At 51.2% G+C, this 22,175-nt stretch carries 39 protein-coding genes; 34 read left to right on the top strand and 5 right to left on the bottom strand.

What is annotated here, in order from left to right; translation table 11 throughout:
* Positions 1 to 5 precede the first annotated feature (5 nt).
* The 30 genes from rplC (at position 6) to WLO31_RS01715 (ending at position 14,525) form a co-directional block, all read left to right on the top strand.
* Complete coding sequence (gene rplC / locus WLO31_RS01570) at positions 6 to 635, top strand: 50S ribosomal protein L3 (RefSeq protein ID WP_016538466.1); 630 nt, start codon at positions 6 to 8, stop codon at positions 633 to 635.
* Between the two features lie 10 nt (positions 636 to 645).
* Positions 646 to 1,251 carry a 50S ribosomal protein L4 gene (rplD, locus tag WLO31_RS01575; RefSeq protein WP_167615006.1) on the top strand — a complete coding sequence of 202 codons (606 nt, stop codon included), beginning with the start codon at positions 646 to 648 and terminating at the stop codon, positions 1,249 to 1,251.
* A complete protein-coding gene (rplW, locus tag WLO31_RS01580) occupies positions 1,248 to 1,550 on the top strand; it encodes a 50S ribosomal protein L23 (RefSeq protein WP_034499029.1) in 303 nt (100 codons plus the stop codon). Before rplD ends, rplW begins: the two co-directional genes overlap by 4 nt.
* 17 nt (positions 1,551 to 1,567) lie before the next feature.
* Positions 1,568 to 2,389 carry a 50S ribosomal protein L2 gene (gene rplB / locus WLO31_RS01585; protein ID WP_167615002.1) on the top strand — a complete coding sequence of 274 codons (822 nt, stop codon included), beginning with the start codon at positions 1,568 to 1,570 and terminating at the stop codon, positions 2,387 to 2,389.
* A gap of 16 nt (positions 2,390 to 2,405) precedes the next feature.
* Positions 2,406 to 2,684 carry a 30S ribosomal protein S19 gene (gene rpsS, locus WLO31_RS01590; RefSeq protein WP_001138115.1) on the top strand — a complete coding sequence of 93 codons (279 nt, stop codon included), beginning with the start codon at positions 2,406 to 2,408 and terminating at the stop codon, positions 2,682 to 2,684.
* Between the two features lie 14 nt (positions 2,685 to 2,698).
* Entirely contained in the window at positions 2,699 to 3,031 is a 333-nt protein-coding gene (rplV, locus tag WLO31_RS01595) for a 50S ribosomal protein L22 (RefSeq protein ID WP_067427351.1), read from the top strand.
* A 17-nt stretch (positions 3,032 to 3,048) separates the two neighbouring features.
* Positions 3,049 to 3,750 carry a 30S ribosomal protein S3 gene (gene rpsC, locus WLO31_RS01600; protein ID WP_000529945.1) on the top strand — a complete coding sequence of 234 codons (702 nt, stop codon included), beginning with the start codon at positions 3,049 to 3,051 and terminating at the stop codon, positions 3,748 to 3,750.
* 11 nt (positions 3,751 to 3,761) lie between these two features.
* Entirely contained in the window at positions 3,762 to 4,172 is a 411-nt protein-coding gene (rplP, locus tag WLO31_RS01605) for a 50S ribosomal protein L16 (RefSeq protein ID WP_435928810.1), read from the top strand.
* Entirely contained in the window at positions 4,172 to 4,363 is a 192-nt protein-coding gene (gene rpmC / locus WLO31_RS01610; RefSeq protein ID WP_008457158.1) for a 50S ribosomal protein L29, read from the top strand. Before rplP ends, rpmC begins: the two co-directional genes overlap by 1 nt.
* On the top strand, positions 4,363 to 4,617 hold the full coding sequence (gene rpsQ / locus WLO31_RS01615) for a 30S ribosomal protein S17 (protein ID WP_058914299.1): 255 nt from the start codon (positions 4,363 to 4,365) through the stop codon (positions 4,615 to 4,617). Before rpmC ends, rpsQ begins: the two co-directional genes overlap by 1 nt.
* A gap of 166 nt (positions 4,618 to 4,783) precedes the next feature.
* Positions 4,784 to 5,155, top strand: coding sequence for a 50S ribosomal protein L14 (rplN, locus tag WLO31_RS01620; RefSeq protein WP_008457164.1), 372 nt, complete (start codon positions 4,784 to 4,786; stop codon positions 5,153 to 5,155).
* Between the two features lie 10 nt (positions 5,156 to 5,165).
* The gene (rplX, locus tag WLO31_RS01625) at positions 5,166 to 5,480 is read left to right on the top strand and encodes a 50S ribosomal protein L24 (protein WP_041142967.1); all 315 of its coding nucleotides are present in this window, start codon (positions 5,166 to 5,168) and stop codon (positions 5,478 to 5,480) included.
* Positions 5,481 to 5,494: 14 nt separating this feature from the next.
* Positions 5,495 to 6,034: a 50S ribosomal protein L5 gene (rplE, locus tag WLO31_RS01630; RefSeq protein WP_435928811.1), complete on the top strand. Its 540-nt coding sequence runs from the start codon at positions 5,495 to 5,497 to the stop codon at positions 6,032 to 6,034.
* Between the two features lie 13 nt (positions 6,035 to 6,047).
* A complete protein-coding gene (gene rpsN / locus WLO31_RS01635) occupies positions 6,048 to 6,353 on the top strand; it encodes a 30S ribosomal protein S14 (RefSeq protein ID WP_121264437.1) in 306 nt (101 codons plus the stop codon).
* Between the two features lie 33 nt (positions 6,354 to 6,386).
* Positions 6,387 to 6,779, top strand: coding sequence for a 30S ribosomal protein S8 (gene rpsH, locus WLO31_RS01640; protein ID WP_121264439.1), 393 nt, complete (start codon positions 6,387 to 6,389; stop codon positions 6,777 to 6,779).
* A gap of 13 nt (positions 6,780 to 6,792) precedes the next feature.
* Entirely contained in the window at positions 6,793 to 7,326 is a 534-nt protein-coding gene (gene rplF, locus WLO31_RS01645; protein ID WP_435928812.1) for a 50S ribosomal protein L6, read from the top strand.
* A 9-nt stretch (positions 7,327 to 7,335) separates the two neighbouring features.
* Positions 7,336 to 7,689 (top strand): 50S ribosomal protein L18, encoded by a 354-nt coding sequence (rplR, locus tag WLO31_RS01650; protein ID WP_435928813.1) that lies wholly within the window; start codon positions 7,336 to 7,338, stop codon positions 7,687 to 7,689.
* A 14-nt stretch (positions 7,690 to 7,703) separates the two neighbouring features.
* Positions 7,704 to 8,204, top strand: a complete 501-nt coding sequence (rpsE, locus tag WLO31_RS01655; RefSeq protein WP_121264447.1) for a 30S ribosomal protein S5 — start codon at positions 7,704 to 7,706, stop codon at positions 8,202 to 8,204.
* A gap of 6 nt (positions 8,205 to 8,210) precedes the next feature.
* Positions 8,211 to 8,390, top strand: a complete 180-nt coding sequence (gene rpmD / locus WLO31_RS01660; protein WP_004846568.1) for a 50S ribosomal protein L30 — start codon at positions 8,211 to 8,213, stop codon at positions 8,388 to 8,390.
* Positions 8,391 to 8,393: 3 nt separating this feature from the next.
* Positions 8,394 to 8,828, top strand: coding sequence for a 50S ribosomal protein L15 (gene rplO / locus WLO31_RS01665; protein WP_121264450.1), 435 nt, complete (start codon positions 8,394 to 8,396; stop codon positions 8,826 to 8,828).
* 7 nt (positions 8,829 to 8,835) lie between these two features.
* Positions 8,836 to 10,167 (top strand): preprotein translocase subunit SecY, encoded by a 1,332-nt coding sequence (secY, locus tag WLO31_RS01670; RefSeq protein ID WP_435928814.1) that lies wholly within the window; start codon positions 8,836 to 8,838, stop codon positions 10,165 to 10,167.
* Positions 10,168 to 10,197: 30 nt separating this feature from the next.
* Positions 10,198 to 10,314 (top strand): 50S ribosomal protein L36, encoded by a 117-nt coding sequence (gene rpmJ, locus WLO31_RS01675; RefSeq protein ID WP_000868187.1) that lies wholly within the window; start codon positions 10,198 to 10,200, stop codon positions 10,312 to 10,314.
* Between the two features lie 146 nt (positions 10,315 to 10,460).
* Entirely contained in the window at positions 10,461 to 10,817 is a 357-nt protein-coding gene (gene rpsM / locus WLO31_RS01680; RefSeq protein WP_121264456.1) for a 30S ribosomal protein S13, read from the top strand.
* Positions 10,818 to 10,833: 16 nt separating this feature from the next.
* Positions 10,834 to 11,223: a 30S ribosomal protein S11 gene (gene rpsK, locus WLO31_RS01685; RefSeq protein WP_004138423.1), complete on the top strand. Its 390-nt coding sequence runs from the start codon at positions 10,834 to 10,836 to the stop codon at positions 11,221 to 11,223.
* 33 nt (positions 11,224 to 11,256) lie between these two features.
* The gene (rpsD, locus tag WLO31_RS01690) at positions 11,257 to 11,877 is read left to right on the top strand and encodes a 30S ribosomal protein S4 (RefSeq protein ID WP_167614994.1); all 621 of its coding nucleotides are present in this window, start codon (positions 11,257 to 11,259) and stop codon (positions 11,875 to 11,877) included.
* A 25-nt stretch (positions 11,878 to 11,902) separates the two neighbouring features.
* Positions 11,903 to 12,892: a DNA-directed RNA polymerase subunit alpha gene (locus tag WLO31_RS01695; RefSeq protein WP_002438685.1), complete on the top strand. Its 990-nt coding sequence runs from the start codon at positions 11,903 to 11,905 to the stop codon at positions 12,890 to 12,892.
* Positions 12,893 to 12,932: 40 nt separating this feature from the next.
* Positions 12,933 to 13,319, top strand: coding sequence for a 50S ribosomal protein L17 (gene rplQ, locus WLO31_RS01700; protein WP_435928815.1), 387 nt, complete (start codon positions 12,933 to 12,935; stop codon positions 13,317 to 13,319).
* A 113-nt stretch (positions 13,320 to 13,432) separates the two neighbouring features.
* A complete protein-coding gene (locus WLO31_RS01705) occupies positions 13,433 to 13,798 on the top strand; it encodes a DUF1992 domain-containing protein (protein ID WP_435928816.1) in 366 nt (121 codons plus the stop codon).
* Between the two features lie 3 nt (positions 13,799 to 13,801).
* Positions 13,802 to 14,218 carry a Zn(2+)-responsive transcriptional regulator gene (gene zntR / locus WLO31_RS01710; protein ID WP_435928817.1) on the top strand — a complete coding sequence of 139 codons (417 nt, stop codon included), beginning with the start codon at positions 13,802 to 13,804 and terminating at the stop codon, positions 14,216 to 14,218.
* 64 nt (positions 14,219 to 14,282) lie between these two features.
* Positions 14,283 to 14,525, top strand: a complete 243-nt coding sequence (locus tag WLO31_RS01715) for an alternative ribosome-rescue factor A (protein ID WP_435928818.1) — start codon at positions 14,283 to 14,285, stop codon at positions 14,523 to 14,525.
* On the opposite strand, the gene mscL is transcribed toward WLO31_RS01715, so the two are convergent.
* The 5 genes from mscL to def all read right to left on the bottom strand — a co-directional run bounded on the left by mscL (position 14,500) and on the right by def (position 19,332).
* On the bottom strand, positions 14,500 to 14,913 hold the full coding sequence (gene mscL, locus WLO31_RS01720; protein WP_435928819.1) for a large-conductance mechanosensitive channel protein MscL: 414 nt from the start codon (positions 14,911 to 14,913) through the stop codon (positions 14,500 to 14,502). The two genes, WLO31_RS01715 and mscL, sit on opposite strands and share 26 nt — an antisense overlap.
* Positions 14,914 to 15,070: 157 nt before the next feature.
* Complete coding sequence (gene trkA, locus WLO31_RS01725; RefSeq protein ID WP_435928820.1) at positions 15,071 to 16,447, bottom strand: Trk system potassium transporter TrkA; 1,377 nt, start codon at positions 16,445 to 16,447, stop codon at positions 15,071 to 15,073.
* A gap of 49 nt (positions 16,448 to 16,496) precedes the next feature.
* Positions 16,497 to 17,786, bottom strand: a complete 1,290-nt coding sequence (gene rsmB / locus WLO31_RS01730) for a 16S rRNA (cytosine(967)-C(5))-methyltransferase RsmB (protein ID WP_435928821.1) — start codon at positions 17,784 to 17,786, stop codon at positions 16,497 to 16,499.
* Between the two features lie 74 nt (positions 17,787 to 17,860).
* Complete coding sequence (gene fmt, locus WLO31_RS01735) at positions 17,861 to 18,808, bottom strand: methionyl-tRNA formyltransferase (protein WP_435928823.1); 948 nt, start codon at positions 18,806 to 18,808, stop codon at positions 17,861 to 17,863.
* Positions 18,809 to 18,822: 14 nt separating this feature from the next.
* On the bottom strand, positions 18,823 to 19,332 hold the full coding sequence (def, locus tag WLO31_RS01740; RefSeq protein WP_435928824.1) for a peptide deformylase: 510 nt from the start codon (positions 19,330 to 19,332) through the stop codon (positions 18,823 to 18,825).
* Between the two features lie 128 nt (positions 19,333 to 19,460).
* On the opposite strand from def, the gene dprA reads away from it, so the two are divergent.
* From dprA to tsaC, 4 genes are read left to right on the top strand one after another with little or no spacing between them, the layout of a single operon-like run.
* Positions 19,461 to 20,585 (top strand): DNA-protecting protein DprA, encoded by a 1,125-nt coding sequence (dprA, locus tag WLO31_RS01745; protein WP_435928825.1) that lies wholly within the window; start codon positions 19,461 to 19,463, stop codon positions 20,583 to 20,585.
* Positions 20,557 to 21,030 carry a DUF494 family protein Smg gene (gene smg / locus WLO31_RS01750; protein WP_435928826.1) on the top strand — a complete coding sequence of 158 codons (474 nt, stop codon included), beginning with the start codon at positions 20,557 to 20,559 and terminating at the stop codon, positions 21,028 to 21,030. The genes dprA and smg overlap by 29 nt, the downstream gene beginning before the upstream one ends.
* Positions 21,031 to 21,053: 23 nt before the next feature.
* Complete coding sequence (locus WLO31_RS01755) at positions 21,054 to 21,596, top strand: DNA topoisomerase family protein (RefSeq protein WP_435928827.1); 543 nt, start codon at positions 21,054 to 21,056, stop codon at positions 21,594 to 21,596.
* Positions 21,597 to 21,600: 4 nt separating this feature from the next.
* Positions 21,601 to 22,173 (top strand): L-threonylcarbamoyladenylate synthase type 1 TsaC, encoded by a 573-nt coding sequence (gene tsaC / locus WLO31_RS01760; RefSeq protein ID WP_435928828.1) that lies wholly within the window; start codon positions 21,601 to 21,603, stop codon positions 22,171 to 22,173.
* The last annotated feature ends 2 nt before the right edge of the window (positions 22,174 to 22,175 follow it).

A 22,175-nucleotide genomic window follows, 5' to 3' on the forward strand; every position in this document is an offset into this window, starting at 1 on the left:
AAACAATGATTGGTTTAGTCGGTAAAAAAGTGGGTATGACCCGTATCTTCACTGAAGACGGCGTTTCTATCCCAGTAACCGTTATCGAAGTAGAAGCAAACCGTGTTACTCAGGTTAAAGACCTGGCTAACGACGGCTACCGTGCTGTTCAGGTGACCACTGGTGCTAAAAAAGCTAACCGTGTAACCAAGCCGGAAGCTGGTCACTTTGCTAAAGCTGGCGTTGAAGCTGGCCGTGGTCTGTGGGAATTCCGTCTTGCTGAAGGCGAAGAGTTCACCGTAGGTCAGGACATTAGCGTTGAGCTGTTTGCTGAAGTTAAAAAAGTAGACGTAACTGGCACCTCTAAAGGTAAAGGTTTCGCAGGTACCGTTAAGCGCTGGAACTTCCGTACCCAGGATGCTACTCACGGTAACTCCTTGTCTCACCGCGTTCCGGGTTCTATCGGTCAGAACCAGACTCCGGGCAAAGTGTTCAAAGGCAAGAAAATGGCAGGCCAACTGGGTAACGAACGCGTAACCGTTCAGAGCCTGGACGTAGTACGCGTTGACGCTGAGCGCAACCTGCTGCTGGTGAAAGGTGCAGTTCCGGGTGCAACCGGTAGCGACCTTATCGTTAAACCAGCTGTGAAGGCGTAAGGGGATAGCAATGGAATTAGTATTGAAAGACGCGCAAAGCGCGCTGACTGTTTCCGAAACTACCTTCGGTCGTGATTTCAACGAAGCGCTGGTACATCAGGTTGTAGTTGCTTATGCAGCTGGTGCCCGTCAAGGTACTCGTGCTCAGAAGACCCGTGCTGAAGTAACTGGTTCCGGTAAAAAACCGTGGCGCCAGAAAGGTACCGGCCGTGCGCGTTCAGGTTCTATCAAGAGCCCGATCTGGCGTTCCGGTGGCGTAACCTTCGCTGCTCGCCCGCAGGACCACAGTCAAAAAGTTAACAAAAAGATGTACCGCGGCGCGCTGAAAAGCATTCTGTCCGAACTGGTACGTCAGGATCGTCTGATCGTTGTCGAACAGTTCTCTGTTGAAGCGCCTAAAACTAAGCTGCTTGCTCAGAAACTGAAAGACATGGCTCTGGAAGATGTGCTGATCATCACCGGCGAACTGGATGAGAATCTGTTCCTGGCTGCGCGTAACCTGCATAAGGTTGATGTGCGCGATGTAGCAGGTATCGACCCAGTTAGCCTGATCGCCTTCGACAAAGTCGTTATGACTGCTGACGCAGTTAAGCAAGTTGAGGAGATGCTGGCATGATCCGTGAAGAACGTCTGCTGAAAGTACTGCGCGCGCCGCACGTATCTGAAAAAGCATCTATGGCGATGGAAAAAACCAATACCATCGTACTCAAAGTTGCTAAAGACGCGACCAAAGCAGAGATCGTTGCTGCTGTTGAGAAACTGTTCGAAGTTGAAGTTAAAGGCGTGAATACCCTGGTTGTTAAAGGGAAAACTAAGCGTCATGGACAGCGTATCGGTCGTCGTAGCGACTGGAAAAAAGCTTACGTCACCCTGAAGGAAGGCCAGAATCTGGACTTCGTCGGCGGCGCTGAGTAAGTCGGAGGAGAAAAACAATGGCAGTTGTTAAATGTAAACCGACATCTCCGGGTCGTCGCCACGTTGTTAAAGTGGTTAACCCTGAGCTGCATAAGGGCAAACCTTTTGCTCCGCTGGTTGAAAAAAACAGCAAATCTGGTGGCCGTAACAACAATGGCCGCATCACCACTCGTCACATCGGTGGTGGTCACAAGCAGGCTTATCGTATTGTTGACTTCAAACGCAACAAAGACGGTATCCCAGCTGTTGTTGAACGTCTTGAGTACGATCCGAACCGCTCTGCGAATATCGCACTGGTTCTGTACAAAGATGGCGAGCGCCGTTACATTCTGGCCCCTAAAGGCCTGAAAGCTGGTGACCAGATTCAATCTGGTGTTGATGCTGCAATCAAAGCTGGTAACACCCTGCCGATGCGCAATATCCCGGTTGGTTCTACTGTTCATAACGTAGAAATGAAACCTGGTAAAGGCGGTCAGCTGGCACGTTCCGCTGGTACCTATGTGCAGATCGTTGCACGTGATGGTGCTTACGTTACCCTGCGTCTGCGTTCTGGTGAAATGCGTAAAGTCGAAGCTGACTGCCGCGCAACGCTGGGCGAAGTTGGCAATGCTGAGCATATGCTGCGCGTTCTGGGTAAAGCAGGTGCCTCTCGCTGGCGTGGTATTCGTCCTACCGTTCGCGGTACTGCGATGAACCCAGTCGACCACCCACATGGTGGTGGTGAAGGTCGTAACTTTGGTAAGCACCCGGTAACTCCGTGGGGCGTTCAGACCAAAGGTAAGAAGACCCGCAGCAACAAGCGTACTGATAAATTTATCGTACGTCGCCGTAGCAAATAATTTTAGAGGATAAGCCATGCCACGTTCTCTCAAGAAAGGTCCTTTTATTGACCTGCACTTGCTGAAGAAGGTAGAGAAAGCGGTGGAAAGCGGTGACAAGAAGCCCCTGCGCACTTGGTCCCGTCGTTCAACGATCTTTCCTAACATGATCGGTTTGACCATCGCTGTCCATAATGGTCGTCAGCACGTTCCAGTCTTTGTTTCCGATGAAATGGTCGGCCACAAACTGGGTGAATTCGCACCGACTCGTACTTATCGCGGCCACGCTGCTGATAAAAAAGCGAAGAAGAAATAAGGTAGGAGGAAGAGATGGAAACTTTAGCTCAACATCGCCATGCTCGTTCTTCTGCTCAGAAGGTTCGCCTTGTTGCTGACCTGATTCGCGGTAAGAAAGTGTCGCAGGCTCTGGATATTCTGACCTACACCAATAAGAAAGCGGCTGTATTGGTTAAGAAAGTACTGGAATCTGCCATTGCTAACGCTGAACACAACGATGGCGCTGACATCGACGATCTGAAAGTCGCGAAAATCTTCGTAGACGCAGGCCCTAGCATGAAGCGCATTATGCCGCGTGCAAAAGGTCGTGCAGATCGCATCCTGAAGCGCACCAGCCACATTACTGTGGTTGTGTCCGATCGCTGAGACTCTGGAGACTAGCAATGGGTCAGAAAGTACATCCTAATGGTATTCGCCTGGGTATTGTAAAACCATGGAACTCTACCTGGTTTGCGAACACCAAAGAATTCGCTGACAACCTGGACAGCGATTTTAAAGTTCGTCAGTACCTGACAAAGGAACTGGCGAAGGCGTCTGTATCTCGTATCGTTATCGAGCGTCCGGCTAAGAGCATTCGTGTGACTATTCACACCGCTCGTCCTGGCATCGTTATCGGTAAGAAAGGCGAAGACGTAGAAAAACTGCGCAAGGTCGTAGCGGATATCGCTGGCGTTCCTGCACAGATCAATATCGCCGAAGTTCGTAAGCCTGAACTGGACGCAAAACTGGTTGCTGACAGCATCACTTCTCAGCTGGAACGTCGCGTTATGTTCCGTCGTGCTATGAAGCGTGCTGTACAGAATGCCATGCGTCTGGGCGCGAAAGGTATCAAAGTTGAAGTTAGCGGCCGTCTGGGCGGCGCCGAGATCGCACGTACCGAATGGTACCGTGAAGGTCGCGTGCCGTTGCACACACTGCGTGCTGACATCGACTATAACACCTCTGAAGCGCACACCACTTATGGTGTAATTGGCGTTAAAGTGTGGATCTTCAAAGGTGAGATCCTGGGTGGGATGGCTGCTGTTGAACAACCGGAAAAACCGGCTGCTCAACCTAAAAAGCAGCAGCGTAAAGGCCGTAAGTAAGGAGAGTCGCTGTGTTACAACCAAAGCGTACAAAATTCCGTAAAGTGCACAAAGGCCGCAACCGTGGTCTGGCTGCAGGTACGGATGTTAGCTTCGGCACTTTCGGTCTGAAAGCTGTTGGCCGTGGTCGTCTGACTGCACGTCAGATCGAAGCAGCACGTCGTGCCATGACACGTGCAGTTAAGCGTCAGGGTAAGATCTGGATCCGTGTATTCCCGGATAAACCAATCACCGAGAAGCCGCTTGAAGTGCGTATGGGTAAAGGTAAAGGTAACGTGGAGTATTGGGTTGCCTTGATCCAGCCAGGTAAAGTCCTGTATGAAATGGACGGCGTACCTGAAGAGCTGGCCCGTGAAGCCTTCAGGCTGGCAGCAGCGAAACTGCCGATTAAAACCACCTTTGTAACTAAGACGGTGATGTAATGAAAGCAAAAGAGCTGCGTGAAAAGAGTGTTGAAGAGCTGAACACCGAGCTGCTGAACTTGCTGCGTGAGCAGTTCAACCTGCGTATGCAAGCGGCGAGTGGCCAGCTGCAACAGACTCACCTGCTGAAGCAAGTGCGTCGTGATGTTGCACGTGTTAAGACTTTACTGACTCAGAAGGCGGGTGCGTAATGACCGATAAAATCCGTACTCTGCAAGGTCGTGTTGTTAGTGACAAGATGCAGAAATCCATCGTTGTTGCTATCGAACGTTTTGTGAAACACCCGATTTACGGTAAATTCATCAAGCGTACGACCAAACTGCACGTACATGACGAGAACAACGAATGTGGAATCGGCGACGTGGTTGAAATCCGCGAATGCCGTCCATTGTCCAAGACCAAGTCCTGGACGCTGGTTCGCGTTGTAGAGAAAGCGGTTCTGTAATACAGTAAGCCTTCTCAATACAAATAAACGGCTCAGCAGTGAGCCGTTTATTTTTTCTACCCATATTCAGGAACCGGTGTTATAATGCCGCGCCCTCGTTTATGGGGCTTTTTACGACCTAAAATTTAGGTCCCGAAGTAGTAGTTGACATTAGCGGAGCACTGAAATGATCCAAGAACAGACTATGCTGACCGTGGCCGACAACTCCGGCGCGCGTCGCGTAATGTGTATCAAGGTTCTGGGTGGCTCGCACCGTCGCTACGCAGGCGTCGGCGACATCATCAAAATTACCATCAAGGAAGCAATTCCTCGCGGTAAGGTGAAGAAAGGCGATGTGCTGAAAGCGGTAGTGGTGCGCACCAAGAAGGGTGTTCGTCGCCCGGACGGTTCTGTCATTCGCTTCGATGGTAATGCATGCGTTATTTTAAATAATAACAGCGAGCAGCCAATCGGCACGCGTATTTTTGGGCCGGTAACTCGTGAACTGCGTAATGAGAAGTTCATGAAAATTATCTCTCTGGCACCAGAAGTACTCTAAGGAGCGAATCATGGCAGCTAAAATCCGTCGTGATGACGAAGTTATCGTGTTAACCGGTAAAGATAAAGGTAAGCGCGGTAAAGTTAAGAATGTCTTGTCTTCCGGCAAGCTCATCGTTGAAGGTATCAACCTGGTTAAAAAACATCAGAAGCCGGTTCCGGCCCTGAACCAACCAGGCGGCATCGTTGAAAAAGAAGCTGCAATTCAGGTTTCTAACGTTGCGCTCTTCAATGCGGCAACCGGCAAGGCTGACCGTGTAGGCTTTAGATTCGAAGACGGCAAAAAAGTCCGTTTCTTCAAGTCTAACAGCGAAACTATCAAGTAATTTGGAGTAGTACGATGGCGAAACTGCATGATTACTACAAAGACGAAGTAGTTAAAAAACTCATGTCTGAGTTTAGCTACAATTCTGTCATGCAAGTCCCTCGGGTCGAGAAGATCACCCTGAATATGGGTGTTGGTGAAGCGATCGCTGACAAGAAACTGCTGGATAACGCAGCAGCTGACCTGACAGCAATCTCCGGTCAAAAACCGTTGATCACCAAAGCACGCAAATCTGTTGCAGGCTTCAAAATCCGTCAGGGCTATCCGATCGGCTGTAAAGTAACTCTGCGTGGCGAACGCATGTGGGAGTTCCTTGAGCGCCTGATCACCATTGCTGTACCACGTATCCGTGACTTCCGTGGCTTGTCCGCTAAGTCATTCGATGGCCGTGGTAACTACAGCATGGGTGTCCGTGAGCAGATCATCTTCCCAGAAATCGACTATGACAAAGTCGATCGCGTTCGTGGTTTGGATATTACCATTACCACTACTGCGAAATCTGATGATGAAGGCCGTGCTCTGCTGGCTGCCTTTAACTTCCCATTCCGCAAGTAAGGTAGGGTTACTAATGGCTAAGCAATCCATGAAAGCACGCGAAGTCGTTCGCGTAAAACTGGCTGACAAATACCGCGCTAAACGCGAGGAATTGAAAGCTATTATCTCTGGTGTGAACTCATCCGACGAAGAACGTTGGGATGCAGTTCTTAAGCTGCAGTCCCTGCCGCGTGATTCCAGCCCGTCTCGTCAGCGTAACCGCTGCCGTCAAACTGGTCGTCCGCACGCTTTCCTGCGGAAGTTCGGGTTGAGCCGTATTAAGGTCCGTGAAGCCGCTATGCGCGGTGAAATTCCGGGTCTTAAGAAGGCTAGCTGGTAATTGTCACCAATTGAATCACGGGAGTAAAGACAGATGAGCATGCAAGATCCGATCGCGGATATGCTGACCCGTATCCGTAACGGTCAAGCCGCGAATAAAGTTGCGGTCACCATGCCTTCCTCCAAGCTGAAATTGGCAATTGCCAACGTGCTGAAAGAAGAAGGCTATATCGAAGATTTTAAAATTGAAGGCGACACTAAGCCTGAACTGGAACTGACTCTTAAGTATTTCCAGGGCAAGGCTGTGGTAGAGAGCATTCAGCGAGTCAGCCGCCCAGGTCTGCGCATCTATAAGAAAAAAGATGAGCTGCCTAAAGTTATGGCCGGTATGGGTATTGCTGTCGTTTCTACCTCTAAAGGTGTTATGACTGATCGTGCAGCGCGCCAGGCTGGTCTTGGTGGCGAAATTATCTGCTACGTAGCCTAATTGGAGGAATAAAATGTCTCGTGTTGCTAAAGCACCGGTCGTTATTCCTGCTGGCGTAGAGGTAAAACTCAACGGTCAGGTTATTTCGATCAAAGGTAAGAACGGCGAGCTGACTCGTACTATCAACGATGCTGTTGAAGTTAATCACGCTGATAATGCTCTGACTTTCGCTCCGCGCGAAGGCTTTGCAAACGCGTGGGCCCAGGCGGGTACCACTCGTGCGTTATTAAATGCAATGGTTGTCGGTGTTACCGAAGGCTTCACTAAGAAGCTGCAGCTGGTTGGTGTAGGTTATCGTGCGGCTGTTAAAGGCGACGTGGTGAATTTAGCCCTGGGCTTCTCTCACCCTGTTGAGCATAAGCTGCCAGCGGGTATCACTGCTGAATGTCCGACTCAAACTGAAATCGTGCTGAAAGGCGCTGATAAACAGGCGATCGGCCAAGTAGCTGCTGACCTGCGTGCCTACCGTCGTCCTGAGCCATATAAAGGCAAGGGTGTTCGTTACGCCGACGAAGTCGTGCGTACCAAAGAGGCTAAGAAGAAGTAAGGTAACACTATGGATAAGAAATCTGCTCGTATCCGTCGTGCGACCCGCGCACGTCACAAGCTTAAAGAACTGGGTGCGACTCGTCTGGTGGTACATCGTACCCCGCGTCACATTTACGCACAGGTTATCGCATCAAACGGTTCAGAAGTGCTGGTAGCTGCCTCTACTGTAGAGAAAGCTATCGCTGAGCCACTGAAGTACACTGGAAACAAAGACGCCGCTGCAGCTGTGGGTAAAGCTGTTGCAGAGCGCGCGCTGGAAAAAGGCATCACCGTTGTTGCTTTTGACCGTGCTGGTTTCCAATATCATGGTCGTGTCCAGGCACTGGCAGATGCTGCCCGTGATGCTGGCCTTCAGTTCTAAGGTAGAGGTGTAAGATGGCTCACATCGAAAAACAAGCTGGCGAACTGCAGGAAAAGCTGATCGCGGTAAATCGCGTATCTAAAACCGTTAAAGGTGGTCGTATTTTCTCCTTCACTGCTCTGACAGTGGTTGGTGATGGTAACGGTCGCATTGGTTTTGGTTACGGTAAAGCGCGTGAAGTTCCAGCAGCGATCCAGAAAGCGATGGAAAAAGCCCGTCGCAACATGATTAACGTCGCGCTGAACCACGGCACCCTGCAGCACCCTGTTAAAGGCGTGCATACAGGCTCTCGTGTGTTCATGCAGCCGGCTTCCGAAGGTACCGGTATCATCGCCGGTGGTGCAATGCGCGCCGTTCTGGAAGTCGCTGGAGTGCATAACGTTCTGGCTAAAGCATATGGTTCCACCAACCCGATTAACGTGGTTCGTGCAACTATTGATGGCCTGGCGAATATGAAGTCTCCGGAAATGGTCGCTGCCAAGCGTGGTAAATCCGTTGAAGAAATTCTGGGGTAATTGACCATGGCAAAGACTATTAAAATTACACAAACCCGCAGTGCAATCGGTCGTCTGCCGAAACACAAGGCAACGCTGCTTGGCCTGGGTCTGCGTCGTATTGGCCACACCGTAGAGCGTGAGGATACTCCTGCTGTACGTGGTATGGTCAACGCGGTTTCCTACATGGTTAAAGTTGAGGAGTAAGAGATGCGTTTAAATACTCTGTCTCCAGCCGAAGGGTCTAAGCACGCTTCCAAGCGTCTGGGTCGTGGTATCGGTTCTGGTCTCGGCAAAACCGGCGGTCGTGGTCACAAAGGTCAGAACTCTCGTTCTGGCGGTGGCGTACGTCGTGGGTTCGAAGGTGGCCAGATGCCGTTGTACCGTCGTCTGCCGAAATTCGGTTTCACCTCTCGCAAAGCAATGATCACCGCAGAGATTCGTCTGTCCGATCTGGCGAAAGTTGAAGGCGACGTAGTTGACCTGAACACGCTGAAAGCAGCAAACATTATCGGTATTCAGATTGAGTTCGCGAAAGTGATCCTGTCTGGCGAGGTCACTCGTCCGGTAACTGTTAGCGGCCTGCGTGTCACCAAAGGCGCTCGTGCTGCTATCGAAGCTGCTGGCGGTAAAATCGAGGAATAAGTAGCAGATGGCAAAGCAACCGGGATTAGATTTTCAAAGTGCTAAAGGTGGGCTTGGCGAGCTGAAACGCAGACTGATGTTTGTTATCGGTGCGCTGATTGTGTTCCGCGTTGGCTCTTTTATTCCGATCCCTGGTATTGATGCCGCTGTACTTGCCAAACTGCTTGAACAACAGCGAGGCACTATCATTGAAATGTTTAACATGTTCTCTGGTGGTGCTCTCAGCCGTGCTTCTATCTTTGCATTGGGTATCATGCCGTACATTTCGGCATCGATCATTATCCAGCTGCTGACGGTGGTTCATCCAGCGTTAGCAGAGTTAAAGAAAGAAGGGGAGTCTGGTCGTCGTAAGATCAGCCAGTACACCCGCTACGGCACTCTGGTGTTGGCAATATTCCAGTCAATCGGTATTGCTACCGGTTTACCGAATATGCCTGGTATGCAAGGCCTGGTGTTAAACCCAAGCTTTGCATTCTATTTCACCGCTGTTGTGAGTCTGGTCACCGGAACTATGTTCCTTATGTGGCTTGGCGAACAGATTACTGAACGCGGTATCGGCAACGGTATCTCAATCATAATCTTCGCGGGTATCGTTGCGGGTTTACCGCCGGCCATTGGCCATACCATCGAACAAGCGCGGCAAGGCGACCTGCACTTCCTCCTGTTGCTGTTGGTTGCAGTATTAGTATTCGCAGTGACCTTCTTCGTTGTTTTTGTTGAGCGTGGCCAACGCCGCATTGTGGTAAACTACGCGAAACGTCAACAGGGTCGTCGTGTCTATGCTGCGCAGAGCACGCATTTACCGCTGAAAGTGAACATGGCAGGGGTTATCCCGGCGATCTTTGCTTCCAGTATTATTCTGTTCCCGGCGACCATCGCGTCATGGTTCGGGGGCGGTACCGGTTGGAACTGGCTGACAACAATTTCGCTGTATTTGCAGCCTGGGCAACCGCTTTATGTGTTACTCTATGCGTCTGCAATCATCTTCTTCTGTTTCTTCTATACGGCGTTGGTTTTCAACCCGCGTGAAACAGCAGATAACCTGAAGAAGTCCGGTGCATTTGTACCAGGAATTCGTCCGGGAGAACAAACGGCGAAGTATATTGATAAAGTAATGACGCGCCTGACCCTGGTTGGTGCGCTCTACATTACCTTTATCTGCCTAATCCCGGAGTTCATGCGTGATGCGATGAAAGTGCCGTTCTACTTCGGTGGGACCTCACTGCTTATTGTCGTCGTGGTCATCATGGACTTTATGGCTCAAGTGCAAACTCTGATGATGTCCAGTCAGTACGAGTCTGCATTGAAGAAAGCGAACCTGAAAGGCTACGGCCGTTAATCGTCGCTTGAGAAGTTACGGAGAGTAAAAATGAAAGTTCGTGCTTCCGTCAAGAAATTATGTCGTAACTGCAAAATCGTTAAGCGTGACGGTGTTATTCGCGTGATTTGCAGCGCCGAGCCGAAGCATAAACAGCGTCAAGGCTGATTATCTCGCATATTTTTCTTGCAAAGTTGGGTTGAGCTGGCTAGATTAGCCAGCCAATCTTTTGTATGTCTATGCGTTTCCATTTGAGTATCCTGAAAACGGGCTTTTCGGTATGGGACGCATAATCAAAATAGTAGGAGTGCATAGTGGCCCGTATAGCAGGCATTAACATTCCTGATCAGAAACATGCCGTAATCGCATTGACTTCGATTTACGGTGTCGGCAAGACTCGCTCTAAGGCCATTTGTGCCTCTGCGGGTATCGCTGAAGATGTTAAGATCAGTGAGCTGTCTGAAGAACAAATCGACACGCTGCGTGACGAAGTTGCCAAATTTGTCGTTGAAGGTGATCTGCGCCGTGAAGTGAGCATGAGCATCAAGCGTCTGATGGACCTTGGTTGCTATCGCGGTTTGCGTCATCGTCGTGGTCTTCCAGTACGCGGTCAGCGTACCAAGACCAACGCCCGTACCCGTAAGGGTCCGCGCAAACCGATCAAGAAATAATCGGGGTGATTGAATAATGGCAAAGGCACCAGTTCGTGCACGTAAGCGTGTAAGAAAACAAGTCTCTGACGGCGTGGCTCATGTCCATGCTTCTTTCAACAACACAATCGTTACTATTACCGATCGTCAGGGTAACGCTTTGGGTTGGGCAACTGCCGGTGGTTCCGGTTTCCGTGGTTCTCGCAAATCTACTCCGTTCGCAGCTCAGGTTGCAGCAGAGCGTTGCGCAGAAGCCGTGAAAGAATACGGTATCAAGAACCTGGAAGTTATGGTTAAGGGACCGGGTCCGGGTCGCGAATCTACTATTCGTGCTCTGAACGCCGCTGGTTTCCGCATCACTAATATTACTGATGTGACTCCGATCCCTCACAACGGTTGTCGTCCGCCGAAAAAACGTCGCGTATAACGCCCGTTTTTTTAGGAATGTTGGAGAAAGAAAATGGCAAGATATTTGGGTCCTAAGCTCAAGCTGAGCCGTCGTGAGGGCACGGACTTATTCCTTAAGTCTGGCGTTCGCGCGATCGATACCAAGTGTAAAATTGAACAAGCTCCTGGCCAGCACGGTGCGCGTAAACCGCGTCTGTCTGACTATGGTGTGCAGTTGCGTGAAAAGCAAAAAGTTCGCCGTACCTACGGTGTGCTGGAGCGTCAGTTCCGTAACTACTATAAAGAAGCAGCTCGTCTGAAAGGCAACACCGGTGAAAACCTGTTGACTCTGCTGGAAGGTCGTCTGGACAACGTTGTTTACCGTATGGGCTTTGGCGCTACTCGTGCAGAAGCACGTCAGCTGGTTAGCCACAAGTCAGTAATGGTAAATGGTCGTGTTGTTAACATCGCTTCTTATCAGGTAACTCCGAATGACGTAGTCAGCATCCGTGAGAAAGCCAAAAAGCAATCTCGCGTGAAGGCCGCTCTGGAGCTGGCTGAGCAGCGTGAAAAGCCAACCTGGCTGGAAGTTGATGCTGCCAAGATGGAAGGTCTGTTCAAGCGTAAGCCTGAGCGTACCGATCTGTCTGCGGACATTAACGAACACCTGATCGTCGAGCTTTACTCCAAGTAAAGCTTAGTACCAAAGAGAGGACACAATGCAGGGTTCTGTGACAGAGTTTCTAAAACCGCGCCTGGTAGATATCGAGCAAGTGAGTTCGACGCACGCCAAGGTGACCCTTGAGCCTTTAGAGCGTGGCTTTGGCCATACTCTTGGTAACGCACTGCGCCGTATTCTGCTTTCGTCTATGCCGGGTTGCGCGGTGACAGAGGTTGAGATTGATGGTGTACTACATGAGTACAGCACCAAAGAAGGCGTTCAGGAAGATATCCTGGAAATCCTGCTCAACCTGAAAGGGCTGGCGGTGAGAGTTCAAGGCAAAGATGAAGTTATTCTTACCCTGAATAAATCTGGCATTGGCCCTGTGACTGCAGCCGACATCACTCATGATGGTGATGTCGAAATCGTCAAGCCGCAGCACGTGATCTGCCACCTGACCGATGAGAACGCATCTATTAGTATGCGTATCAAAGTTCAGCGCGGTCGCGGTTATGTGCCGGCCTCTGCCCGAATTCATTCGGAAGAAGATGAGCGCCCAATCGGCCGTCTGCTGGTCGACGCCTGCTACAGCCCTGTAGAGCGTATTGCCTACAATGTTGAAGCAGCGCGTGTTGAACAGCGTACCGACCTGGACAAGCTGGTCATCGAAATGGAAACCAACGGCACAATCGATCCTGAAGAGGCGATTCGTCGTGCGGCAACCATTCTGGCTGAACAACTTGAAGCTTTCGTTGATTTACGTGATGTACGTCAGCCGGAAGTTAAAGAAGAGAAACCAGAATTCGATCCGATCTTGCTGCGCCCTGTTGACGATCTGGAATTGACTGTCCGCTCTGCTAACTGCCTTAAGGCAGAAGCTATCCACTATATCGGTGATCTGGTACAGCGTACTGAGGTTGAGCTGCTTAAAACGCCTAACCTTGGTAAAAAATCTCTTACTGAGATTAAAGACGTGCTGGCTTCCCGTGGACTGTCTCTGGGCATGCGCCTGGAAAACTGGCCACCGGCAAGCATCGCTGACGAGTAACCGGATCACAGGTTAAGGTTTTACTGAGAAGGATAAGGTCATGCGCCATCGTAAGAGTGGTCGTCAACTGAACCGCAACAGCAGCCATCGCCAGGCTATGTTCCGCAATATGGCAGGTTCACTGGTTCGTCATGAAATCATCAAGACGACCCTGCCTAAAGCGAAAGAGCTGCGTCGCGTAGTTGAGCCGCTGATTACTCTTGCCAAGACTGATAGCGTTGCTAATCGTCGTCTGGCATTCGCCCGTACTCGTGATAACGAGATCGTGGCAAAACTGTTTAATGAACTGGGTCCGCGTTTTGCGAGCCGTACAGGTGGTTACACTCGTATTCTGAAGTGTGGCTTCCGTGCTGGTGACAATGCTCCGATGGCTTACATCGAGCTGGTTGATCGCGCCGAGTCTCAAACAGGAGCTGCTGCAGAGTAATCTGCAGTAACGTAGAAAAACCGGGCTTGCCCGGTTTTTTTATATCTGCAATTTCCCTTTCCGCACGATTCCGTCGTATTCTTGATTTATTTCTGGCCTGATGTTGAACGCTTATGTGGCTACTCGATCAATGGGCTGAACGCCATATTGTTGACTCTCAGCGTAAAGGTGAGTTCGATGCACTACCGGGTGCCGGGCGTCCGCTCGTGCTTGATGACGATTCCCATATTCCGGCAGAATTGCGCACAGCTTTTCGCCTTTTAAAAAATGCCGGTTGTCTGCCGCCCGAACTTCAGCAGCGTAAAGATGCCATCGAGCTTAACGACCTGCTCAGAACCATCGATCAGGCGCATCCGGATTACCCGGCTATCAGCAAAAAATTAATGCTGCTTGAATTAAAGCTACGCCAGGCTGGTTTAAGCACGGATTTCCTGCACGGGGAATATGCCGACGCGTTGCTTCATAAAGTAGAGGAATAGTTGATGTATCGTATTGGAGAACTGGCGAGGCTTGCTGATGTCACACCTGATACCATCCGTTATTACGAAAAGCAGCAAATGATGGAGCATGAGGTAAGGACCGAGGGCGGTTTCCGGCTCTACGGTGAAACCGATCTTCAGCGCCTTAAGTTTATCCGCTATGCCAAGCAGCTAGGCTTTACGCTTGAAACCATCCGTGAGTTGCTATCGATCCGCATCGATCCTGAGCATCACACCTGTCAGGAGTCGAAGGGCATTGTACAAAGCCGCCTGAAAGAGGTTGAGGCAAAAATCAGCGAGCTGGAACATATGCGTAAATCGTTACAGCGGCTCAATGATACGTGCTGCGGCAGCGCGCACAGCAGCGTTTATTGCTCAATACTCGAAGCGCTGGAGCAGGGCGCAAGCCGGAGAAAATAGCTGTTGCTGTATGTTTAGCGCAGGCATAGAATCTCGTCGTTATTTTAATCATCCTGGAGTTTTTATGAGCCGCTATCAGCACAAGAAAGGGGTTATCAAAGATAACGCCATCGAGGCTTTATTGCACGACCCGCTATTTCGTCAGAGAGTTGAACAGAATAAGAAAGGGAAAGGAAGCTATCAGCGTAATGCAAAACATGGTAAGCGTGGTAGCTGGGAGGCCAGTGGCAAACAGGCAGAGTGCTTTTTTACCACTGGCCTTCCGCTTTTAACGAGCAGAATCAAATGCGTTCATTCTGCTGTTTAAGCAGATCGCGAATCTCACTCAGCAATACTTCTTCTTTGGTGGGAGCAGGCGCTTCCTTCGGCTCTTCTTTCTTCTTACGGTTAAGTCTGTTGATCAGTTTTATCGCCATGAAAATAGCGAAGGCGACAATCAGAAAATCAAACACGTTCTGAATGAAAACGCCGTAATGCATCACTACCGCCGGCACATCACCTACCGCCGGACGTAACGTCAGCGCGAACTGTTTAAAATCAATTCCACCAATCAGCAGCCCGAGCGGCGGCATAATAATATCCGCAACCAGAGACGACACGATTTTCCCGAATGCGGCACCAATAATGACACCTACCGCCAAATCAACAACGTTGCCGCGCATTGCGAACTCGCGGAACTCTTTTAACATACTCATTTTTATCTCCTTGAACCGGCTGACGTTAACAAGTCTAACAAATGATCCTCTGTTTTCCATTAATTGACGAATAAGACCTCATAACTAATGCCTTAATTTAAAAGTGGTTTTAAGAAATGGTACTAAAAAGAGCGGCATAATTGCCGCCCCTTTTTGATCAGAGGAAGAAGGGGCTTGGCTGGAACAGACGTTCAACATCGCTGACAAATTTCTTGTCTGTCAGGAACATAATCACATGATCGCCTTGCTCAATACGCAAATTGTCATTAGCAATCATGACATCGTTACCACGAACTACCGCGCCAATGATGGTGCCCGGCGGTAGTTTAATCTCATCAATCACGCGGCCAACAACCCTGGAGGTGCTTTCATCGCCGTGCGCCACGGCTTCGATAGCTTCCGCAACGCCACGACGCAAAGAAGAAACGCTGACGATATCAGCTTTACGCACATGGCTTAAAAGAGCCGAGATCGTAGCCTGCTGAGGTGAAATGGCGATATCAATCACGCTGCCCTGAACCAGATCGACATAAGCGCGACGCTGAATCAGCACCATCACTTTCTTGGCGCCCATCCGCTTTGCCAGCATCGCAGACATGATGTTCGCTTCATCATCATTGGTAACGGCTATAAACAGATCGACCTGCTCAATATGCTCTTCGGCCAGCAGTTCCTGATCGGAAGCATCGCCATAGAAGACGATAGTATTTTGCAGCATCTCGGCCAGCTCTGCCGCACGCTGCGGATCGCGTTCGATAAGCTTAACGCTGTAGTCTTTTTCAAGCCGCTGCGCCAGACCCGCGCCGATGTTGCCGCCGCCGACCAGCATGATTCGCTTGTAGGGCTTCTCTAATCTTTGCAGCTCGCTCATTACCGCACGAATATTTTGCGATGCCGCAATAAAAAATACTTCGTCGCCTGCCTCCACGATGGTTGAACCTTGTGGCCGGATCGGGTGGTCATGGCGGAAGATCGCAGCAACGCGTGTTTCAATGTGCGGCATATGTTCACGCATAGTCGACAGCGCGTTACCCACCAGCGGCCCGCCGTAATAGGCTTTAACGACGGCCAGGCTGACTTTACCCTCGGCGAAATTCACGACCTGCAGCGCGCCGGGATATTCAATCAGGCGATAGATGTTATCGATAACCAGCTGTTCAGGCGCGATAAGATGATCTATTGGTACCGCTTCGGCATTGAACAGACGCTCTGCGTCGCGCACATAATCCGGCGCGCGGATACGCGCTATACGGTTCGGCGTATTAAACAGCGAATACGCGACCTGGCAGGCGATCATGTTAGTTTCATCGGAGCTGGTGACGGCTACCAGCATATCGGCATCATCTGCCCCGGCTTCGCGCAAAACGCGAGGATGAGAGCCGTGGCCCTGAACAACGCGAAGGTCAAATTTATCCTGCAGGCTGCGCAGGCGGTCCTGATTCGTATCCACAACGGTAATATCGTTGTTTTCACCCACCAGGTTTTCGGCCAGGGTACCGCCAACCTGGCCGGCGCCCAGAATGATTATTTTCATTGTTTATAGCTTCATTGATGATGAAACTGACGACTCAGGAAGAGATGAGTCAGTTTTTAATAAGCTTAGCGTAAAAGAAGCCGTCGCCTTCCCGCTCCGCAGGCAAATTTTGTATGCCAGGCTGTTCCGGCGTGCCTGTTACCACAAGTTTTGCTTCCGGATGACGCGTAAGGAAGGCGGCGATCTGCTGGCTGTTCTCTTCGGGTAAAATGGAGCAGGTTGCATAAAGCAGCGTGCCGCCTGGTTTCAGATGCGGCCAGATAGCTTCCAGAATCTCTTTCTGCAGCTCTGCCAGTTCGGCGATATCTCTGTCACGACGCAGCCATTTAATATCCGGATGACGGCGGATGACGCCGGTAGCTGAGCATGGCGCATCCAGCAAAATCCGATCGAACTGCTGCTCGCCGCACCATTGAGAAGGGAAACGGCCATCGCCTTCTTTCACTTCTGCACTCATGCCGAGGCGCTGAAGATTTTCGCCTACGCGTTTAAGACGCTGCGGATCGACATCTACCGCCATGACCTTAGCGCCAGGGGCGGCTTCGAGAATATGCGTCGTTTTCCCGCCGGGAGCGGCGCATAAATCGAGGATCGTTTCGCCATCCTGCGGATCCAGCAGATCGACGCAACCCTGAGCGGAAGCATCCTGCACGGTGACCCAGCCCTTATCGAAGCCCGGTAAAGCATAGACCGGAGCCGGCGTATCCAGGCATACGGCATCGCGATAGCACGAATGAGGACGCCCTTCCAGCCCGGTTTCTTCTAATAGCCTGAGCCACTCATCACGCGAATGATGCTGGCGGTTTACTCGCAGCCACATCGGCGGACGCAGGTTATTTGCCTCAAGGATACTTTGCCACTGGTCCGGGTAAGCTTTCCTGATGCGTTGTATCAGCCAGGCGGGATGAAGAAAACGGCTTTCATGATTTGCCGCTTCGGCCATCAGCTCTTCCTGCTGACGCTGGAACTGACGCAGGACGCCGTTAATCAGCCCTTTCAGCGACTGGCGCTTGATAGCAACGGCGCCTTCAACCGTTTCCGCTAATGCTGCATGGGGAGGAATGCGGGTATAAAGCAGCTGATAAAAACCTACCATGATCAAATAGTGGATGGTGCGCTGTTTGCCGGTCATCGGACGGGACATCAGCTTGCTCACCAGCCATTCAAGCTGCGGTAACGTGCGTAACACGCCAAAGCACAGCTCCTGAAGTAGGGCTTTATCTTTATCAGAGACCTTTTGTTGCATCAAAGGCAACGCACTGCTGAGCGATTGCCCTTTTTCGACAACCTGCTCAATAGTCTGGGCTGCCAGACTGCGAAGATTTAAGGATTTTTTCATAGCCACGCTCTGTTTTTCGGCGCTTAAAAACAAAAATGCCCAGGAATTTTCCCGGGCGTAAGATATTTGCTGTCTCAGGCGAGAAGGGCGCCCGGCTCGAACCATTCACGGCGGGAGTTCAACAGATCCTGCGCTTGCATCGCTTTTTTGCCCGCAGGCTGCAGCTCTTCAAGCGCTAAAATGCCGTCTGCGGTCGCGACCTGAATACCTTCTTTACCGGCTTCGAGGACAGTGCCTGGCTTAGCGCCGTGCTGCTTATTGATAGCGGTGGCGCGCCAGACTTTGATCGGCCGATCGTCAACTTCAAACCAGCTCATCGGCCACGGGTTAAACGCGCGAATACAGCGCTCAAGCTGGGCGGCCGAAAGCGACCAGTCAAGGCGAGCTTCTTCTTTGCTCAGTTTTTCGGCGTAGGTCACCAGGGCTTCGTCCTGAACTTCCGGTAAAGCCGTGCCCGACGCAAGCTGGCTTAACGTTTCCAGCAAACCCTGAGGGCCCAGATCGGCAAGCTTGTCATAAAGGGTTGCGCTGGTGTCTTGCGGACCGATATCGCAGGCCAGCTTATAAAGCATATCGCCCGTATCGAGGCCCACATCCATTTGCATAATGGTAACGCCCGTTTGCGCATCGCCCGCCCATAAGGAACGTTGAATCGGCGCAGCGCCACGCCAGCGTGGAAGCAACGAGCCATGTACGTTAATACAGCCGAGGCGCGGCATAGCAAGCACCGCTTTTGGCAGAATCAGCCCATAGGCGACAACGACCATAACATCCGCATTTAAATCGGCAACCAGCTGCTGATTTTCTTCCGGGCGCAAGGAGGCGGGTTGAAAGACGGGGATCTCTTTTTCACAGGCCAGGACTTTTACCGGACCCGGCATCAGCTTCTTGCCGCGGCCTGCCGGACGATCGGGTTGTGTGAATACGCCGACTACCTGATGTCCGGAAGACAACAGCGCGTCAAGATGACGCGCTGCAAAATCGGGAGTGCCGGCGAAAATAATACGCAGTGAATCTGTCACCTTGAGTTCTGTCCTTAAGCTTTCGCTTTCAAACGGTCGAGTTTTTCAACTTTCTGACGAATACGCTGTTGTTTCAGTGGCGACAGATAATCGATAAACAGTTTACCGACCAGATGATCCATTTCATGCTGAATGCAGATGGCCAGCAGGCCATCCGCTTCAAGTTCATAAGCCTTACCTTCACGATCCAGGGCGCGAATCTTCACTTTCTCGGCGCGTGGCACCAGAGCGCGCTGTTCCGGAATAGACAGGCAGCCTTCTTCGATACCGGTCTCGCCGCTTTTTTCCAGCAGTTCCGGGTTGATTAACACCAGCTGCTCGTCGCGATTTTCGGAAACATCGATCACGATAATGCGCTGATGAATATCGACCTGGGTCGCCGCAAGGCCGATACCCTCTTCGTCATACATCGTGTCGAACATATCATCAACGATACGTTGGATTTCCGCATTCACTTCTTTGACCGGCGTTGCGACTTTGCGAAGGCGCTCGTCCGGAATATGTAACACTTGCAAAACTGCCATAAATATCCAGAGCTGTATTCAGTAGTAGAAAGGTTTCTTCTCTCTATTCTAGACATTTCCCCGGCTGATTGACAGCATCAGTGGCCAATCGCAAGGATTGCTTTTACTGCCTGTGGCAGGGGGAAACTGTGTTGCCAACGGAGATTTGGTTGCGTCTGATGGCGGTTAATAGCCTGAGCGGCGACAGGATGCTCGAAACAGCGCATTTACTGGCTTCAGGTTCTGATTGCAGTCCCGCATCGCTTGCCAGAGCCGGTTTGTCCTCCCGGCAGATTGCACAGTTTACTGCTTTTAGCGAGCGAGAACGGGACGCGGCTTACCTCTGGCTTGCACAACCGGACCATCATCTTCTGACGGTGAATAGTCCGAAGTACCCGCAGCAGCTCCGTTCTATAGATTGTTTCCCGGCCGCGTTATTCGTGGCCGGTGATATTGACCTGCTCGCCAGCAGCCAGTTAGCCGTGGTCGGCAGTCGTAATCTCTCCTTTTATGGTGAAAGATGGTGCCGTATCTTCTGCGAATCGCTGGCGGCTGAAGGGCTGACAATAACCAGCGGTCTGGCGTTGGGCATTGATGCTGTCGCGCACCGTGCAGCATTACAGGTTCAGGGCAAAACCGTCGCTGTATTAGGAAATGGTCTTGCGGATATTTATCCCAGGCGTCATAAACAGCTTGCTCATCATATTCTGGAGAATGGCGGGGCTATTGTTTCAGAATTCCCTCTGAAAACGCCCCCATGGCCGGGCAATTTTCCACGGCGTAATCGCATCATAAGCGGCCTTAGCCGGGGCGTGTTTGTTGTCGAAGCCTCTGAACGAAGCGGCTCACTGGTCACCGCCAGATATGCTGTTGAACAGGGAAGAGAAGTCTTCGCCCTGCCGGGAGCTGCCGGAAGTCCGGGCAGCGAAGGCCCGCACTGGCTGATAAAACAAGGCGCTACGCTGGTAAGCCGTCCGTCAAACATTCTTGAGTACCTGGCATGCGAACTGCAATGGCTCTCCCTGCCGCGCAAATCCTCAATATATTCACGCGATGAAGGGGAACACACATTGCCATTTCCTGAGCTGTTGGCTAACGTAGGAGATGAGGTTACACCTGTTGACGTCGTCGCTGAACGTGCCGGCCAACCTGTGCCAGAGACGGTAGCCCAGCTGCTCGAACTGGAGTTAGCAGGATGGATCGCAGCTGTACCCGGCGGCTATGTCCGATTGAGGAGGGCATGCCATGTTCGACGTACTAATGTACTTATTTGAAACCTACATCCATAACGAAGCGGAAGTGCACGTTGATCAGGATAAATTGACGCGCGATCTTACCGATGCCGGTTTTGATCGCGAAGACATTTATAACGCGTTGGTATGGCTGGAAAAGCTGGCTGACTATCAGGACGGGCTTACCGAGCCGATGCAGTTAGCTGCCGATCCGCTTTCCATGCGCATCTATACGGAAGAAGAAAGCCTGCGTCTGGATGCCTGCTGCCGGGGATTCTTACTCTTCCTTGAGCAGATTCAGGTGCTGAACCTCGAAACCCGTGAAATGGTGATTGAGCGCGTGCTGGCGCTTGATACCGCCGAGTTTGAGCTGGAAGACTTAAAATGGGTGGTATTGATGGTGCTGTTCAATCTCCCGGGCTGCGAAAACGCCTATCAACAAATGGAAGAATTACTCTTCGAAGTAAATGAAGGTATGCTGCATTAAAATTTTGCGCGGCATGAGATGTTATGACCAAATCAGCACTCTTCACGGTGCCTAAAAATGAACCCTGCCCCCAATGTGGGGCAGAGTTAGTCATTCGTTCCGGTAAAAACGGTCCTTTTCTTGGCTGTTCACATTACCCGGAATGCGATTATGTGCGTCCGTTAAAAGGCCAGTCGGACGGGCATATCGTCAAAGTGCTTGAAGGGCAGCAGTGTCCAGAATGTCAGGCGACGCTGGTGCTGCGGCAGGGGCGATTCGGTATGTTTATCGGCTGCAGTAACTATCCCGAGTGCGAACATACGGAAGTCATTGATAAGCCAAATGCAACGGCTATAACTTGTCCGCAGTGTCAGCAGGGCGAGTTGGTTCAGCGCCGGTCGCGGTATGGCAAAACATTCTGGTCATGCGATCGCTACCCTGATTGCCAGTTCGTCATTAATTTCAAACCCATCGCAGGAGTTTGTCCTGCATGTCGCTATCCGTTATTAATTGAAAAGAAAACGGCGCAAGGGATTAAATGTCTGTGCGCCAGTAAACAATGTGGAAAGCCGGTCGCGGCGGAATAAGATTGTGAACAATAGCCTGCAGCAAGGGCAGCTTGCGGAGATCGTGGCTGCCCTGAAAAATAACAAAGTCATCGCCTATCCAACCGAAGCTGTTTTTGGCGTCGGTTGCAATCCCGATAGCGAGCTTGCGGTTTCCCGTTTGCTCGCGCTAAAACAGCGCCCGGTAGATAAAGGTCTGATCCTGATCGCGGCAAGTTTTGCACAACTTAAACCTTATATTGATGAGCATGCCTTAACTGTGGCTCAGCGTGAGGCGGTATTTTCCCGCTGGCCTGGTCCGGTAACCTTTGTCTTTCCGGCCCTGCCTTCCACGCCTCGCTGGTTAACCGGGCGCTTTGACTCTCTGGCCGTCAGGGTTACGGATCATCCGCTGGTAAAAGCGCTCTGCCAGGAATATGGCAAACCGCTGGTTTCAACGAGCGCAAACCTGTCTGGTTTACCTCCGTGCCGCACCGCAGAAGAAGTGCTCCAGCAGTTTGGCGATGATTTCCCGGTAATGCATGGAGAAACCGGCGGTCGCCAGAATCCTTCTGAAATTCGCGATGCCTTAACCGGCGAGCTCTTCCGCCAGGGGTAAAT

The organism is Dryocola sharpae (assembly GCF_051307055.1).
Taxonomy (GTDB): Bacteria; Pseudomonadota; Gammaproteobacteria; order Enterobacterales; family Enterobacteriaceae; genus Dryocola.

What these genes read in the sequence shown, in the direction of transcription:
- rplD (WP_167615006.1), top strand. Translation starts at nt 646, where the DNA reads ATGGAATTAGTATTGAAAGACGCGCAAAGCGCGCTGACTGTTTCCGAA.
- rpsC (WP_000529945.1), top strand. Translation starts at nt 3,049, where the DNA reads ATGGGTCAGAAAGTACATCCTAATGGTATTCGCCTGGGTATTGTAAAA.
- rpmD (WP_004846568.1), top strand. Translation starts at nt 8,211, where the DNA reads ATGGCAAAGACTATTAAAATTACACAAACCCGCAGTGCAATCGGTCGT.
- rpsS (WP_001138115.1), top strand. Translation starts at nt 2,406, where the DNA reads ATGCCACGTTCTCTCAAGAAAGGTCCTTTTATTGACCTGCACTTGCTG.
- rplE (WP_435928811.1), top strand. Translation starts at nt 5,495, where the DNA reads ATGGCGAAACTGCATGATTACTACAAAGACGAAGTAGTTAAAAAACTC.
- WLO31_RS01705 (WP_435928816.1), top strand. Translation starts at nt 13,433, where the DNA reads ATGTGGCTACTCGATCAATGGGCTGAACGCCATATTGTTGACTCTCAG.
- WLO31_RS01695 (WP_002438685.1), top strand. Translation starts at nt 11,903, where the DNA reads ATGCAGGGTTCTGTGACAGAGTTTCTAAAACCGCGCCTGGTAGATATC.
- trkA (WP_435928820.1), bottom strand. Translation starts at nt 16,447, where the DNA reads ATGAAAATAATCATTCTGGGCGCCGGCCAGGTTGGCGGTACCCTGGCC.
- rplN (WP_008457164.1), top strand. Translation starts at nt 4,784, where the DNA reads ATGATCCAAGAACAGACTATGCTGACCGTGGCCGACAACTCCGGCGCG.
- rsmB (WP_435928821.1), bottom strand. Translation starts at nt 17,786, where the DNA reads ATGAAAAAATCCTTAAATCTTCGCAGTCTGGCAGCCCAGACTATTGAG.
- WLO31_RS01755 (WP_435928827.1), top strand. Translation starts at nt 21,054, where the DNA reads ATGACCAAATCAGCACTCTTCACGGTGCCTAAAAATGAACCCTGCCCC.
- zntR (WP_435928817.1), top strand. Translation starts at nt 13,802, where the DNA reads ATGTATCGTATTGGAGAACTGGCGAGGCTTGCTGATGTCACACCTGAT.
- rpsD (WP_167614994.1), top strand. Translation starts at nt 11,257, where the DNA reads ATGGCAAGATATTTGGGTCCTAAGCTCAAGCTGAGCCGTCGTGAGGGC.
- WLO31_RS01715 (WP_435928818.1), top strand. Translation starts at nt 14,283, where the DNA reads ATGAGCCGCTATCAGCACAAGAAAGGGGTTATCAAAGATAACGCCATC.
- rplW (WP_034499029.1), top strand. Translation starts at nt 1,248, where the DNA reads ATGATCCGTGAAGAACGTCTGCTGAAAGTACTGCGCGCGCCGCACGTA.
- rpsQ (WP_058914299.1), top strand. Translation starts at nt 4,363, where the DNA reads ATGACCGATAAAATCCGTACTCTGCAAGGTCGTGTTGTTAGTGACAAG.
- rplF (WP_435928812.1), top strand. Translation starts at nt 6,793, where the DNA reads ATGTCTCGTGTTGCTAAAGCACCGGTCGTTATTCCTGCTGGCGTAGAG.
- mscL (WP_435928819.1), bottom strand. Translation starts at nt 14,913, where the DNA reads ATGAGTATGTTAAAAGAGTTCCGCGAGTTCGCAATGCGCGGCAACGTT.
- rplC (WP_016538466.1), top strand. Translation starts at nt 6, where the DNA reads ATGATTGGTTTAGTCGGTAAAAAAGTGGGTATGACCCGTATCTTCACT.
- smg (WP_435928826.1), top strand. Translation starts at nt 20,557, where the DNA reads ATGTTCGACGTACTAATGTACTTATTTGAAACCTACATCCATAACGAA.
- rplV (WP_067427351.1), top strand. Translation starts at nt 2,699, where the DNA reads ATGGAAACTTTAGCTCAACATCGCCATGCTCGTTCTTCTGCTCAGAAG.
- rplQ (WP_435928815.1), top strand. Translation starts at nt 12,933, where the DNA reads ATGCGCCATCGTAAGAGTGGTCGTCAACTGAACCGCAACAGCAGCCAT.
- rpsH (WP_121264439.1), top strand. Translation starts at nt 6,387, where the DNA reads ATGAGCATGCAAGATCCGATCGCGGATATGCTGACCCGTATCCGTAAC.
- secY (WP_435928814.1), top strand. Translation starts at nt 8,836, where the DNA reads ATGGCAAAGCAACCGGGATTAGATTTTCAAAGTGCTAAAGGTGGGCTT.
- def (WP_435928824.1), bottom strand. Translation starts at nt 19,332, where the DNA reads ATGGCAGTTTTGCAAGTGTTACATATTCCGGACGAGCGCCTTCGCAAA.
- rplR (WP_435928813.1), top strand. Translation starts at nt 7,336, where the DNA reads ATGGATAAGAAATCTGCTCGTATCCGTCGTGCGACCCGCGCACGTCAC.
- rpmC (WP_008457158.1), top strand. Translation starts at nt 4,172, where the DNA reads ATGAAAGCAAAAGAGCTGCGTGAAAAGAGTGTTGAAGAGCTGAACACC.
- rplO (WP_121264450.1), top strand. Translation starts at nt 8,394, where the DNA reads ATGCGTTTAAATACTCTGTCTCCAGCCGAAGGGTCTAAGCACGCTTCC.
- rpsE (WP_121264447.1), top strand. Translation starts at nt 7,704, where the DNA reads ATGGCTCACATCGAAAAACAAGCTGGCGAACTGCAGGAAAAGCTGATC.
- rplB (WP_167615002.1), top strand. Translation starts at nt 1,568, where the DNA reads ATGGCAGTTGTTAAATGTAAACCGACATCTCCGGGTCGTCGCCACGTT.
- rpsK (WP_004138423.1), top strand. Translation starts at nt 10,834, where the DNA reads ATGGCAAAGGCACCAGTTCGTGCACGTAAGCGTGTAAGAAAACAAGTC.
- rpmJ (WP_000868187.1), top strand. Translation starts at nt 10,198, where the DNA reads ATGAAAGTTCGTGCTTCCGTCAAGAAATTATGTCGTAACTGCAAAATC.
- rplX (WP_041142967.1), top strand. Translation starts at nt 5,166, where the DNA reads ATGGCAGCTAAAATCCGTCGTGATGACGAAGTTATCGTGTTAACCGGT.
- rpsN (WP_121264437.1), top strand. Translation starts at nt 6,048, where the DNA reads ATGGCTAAGCAATCCATGAAAGCACGCGAAGTCGTTCGCGTAAAACTG.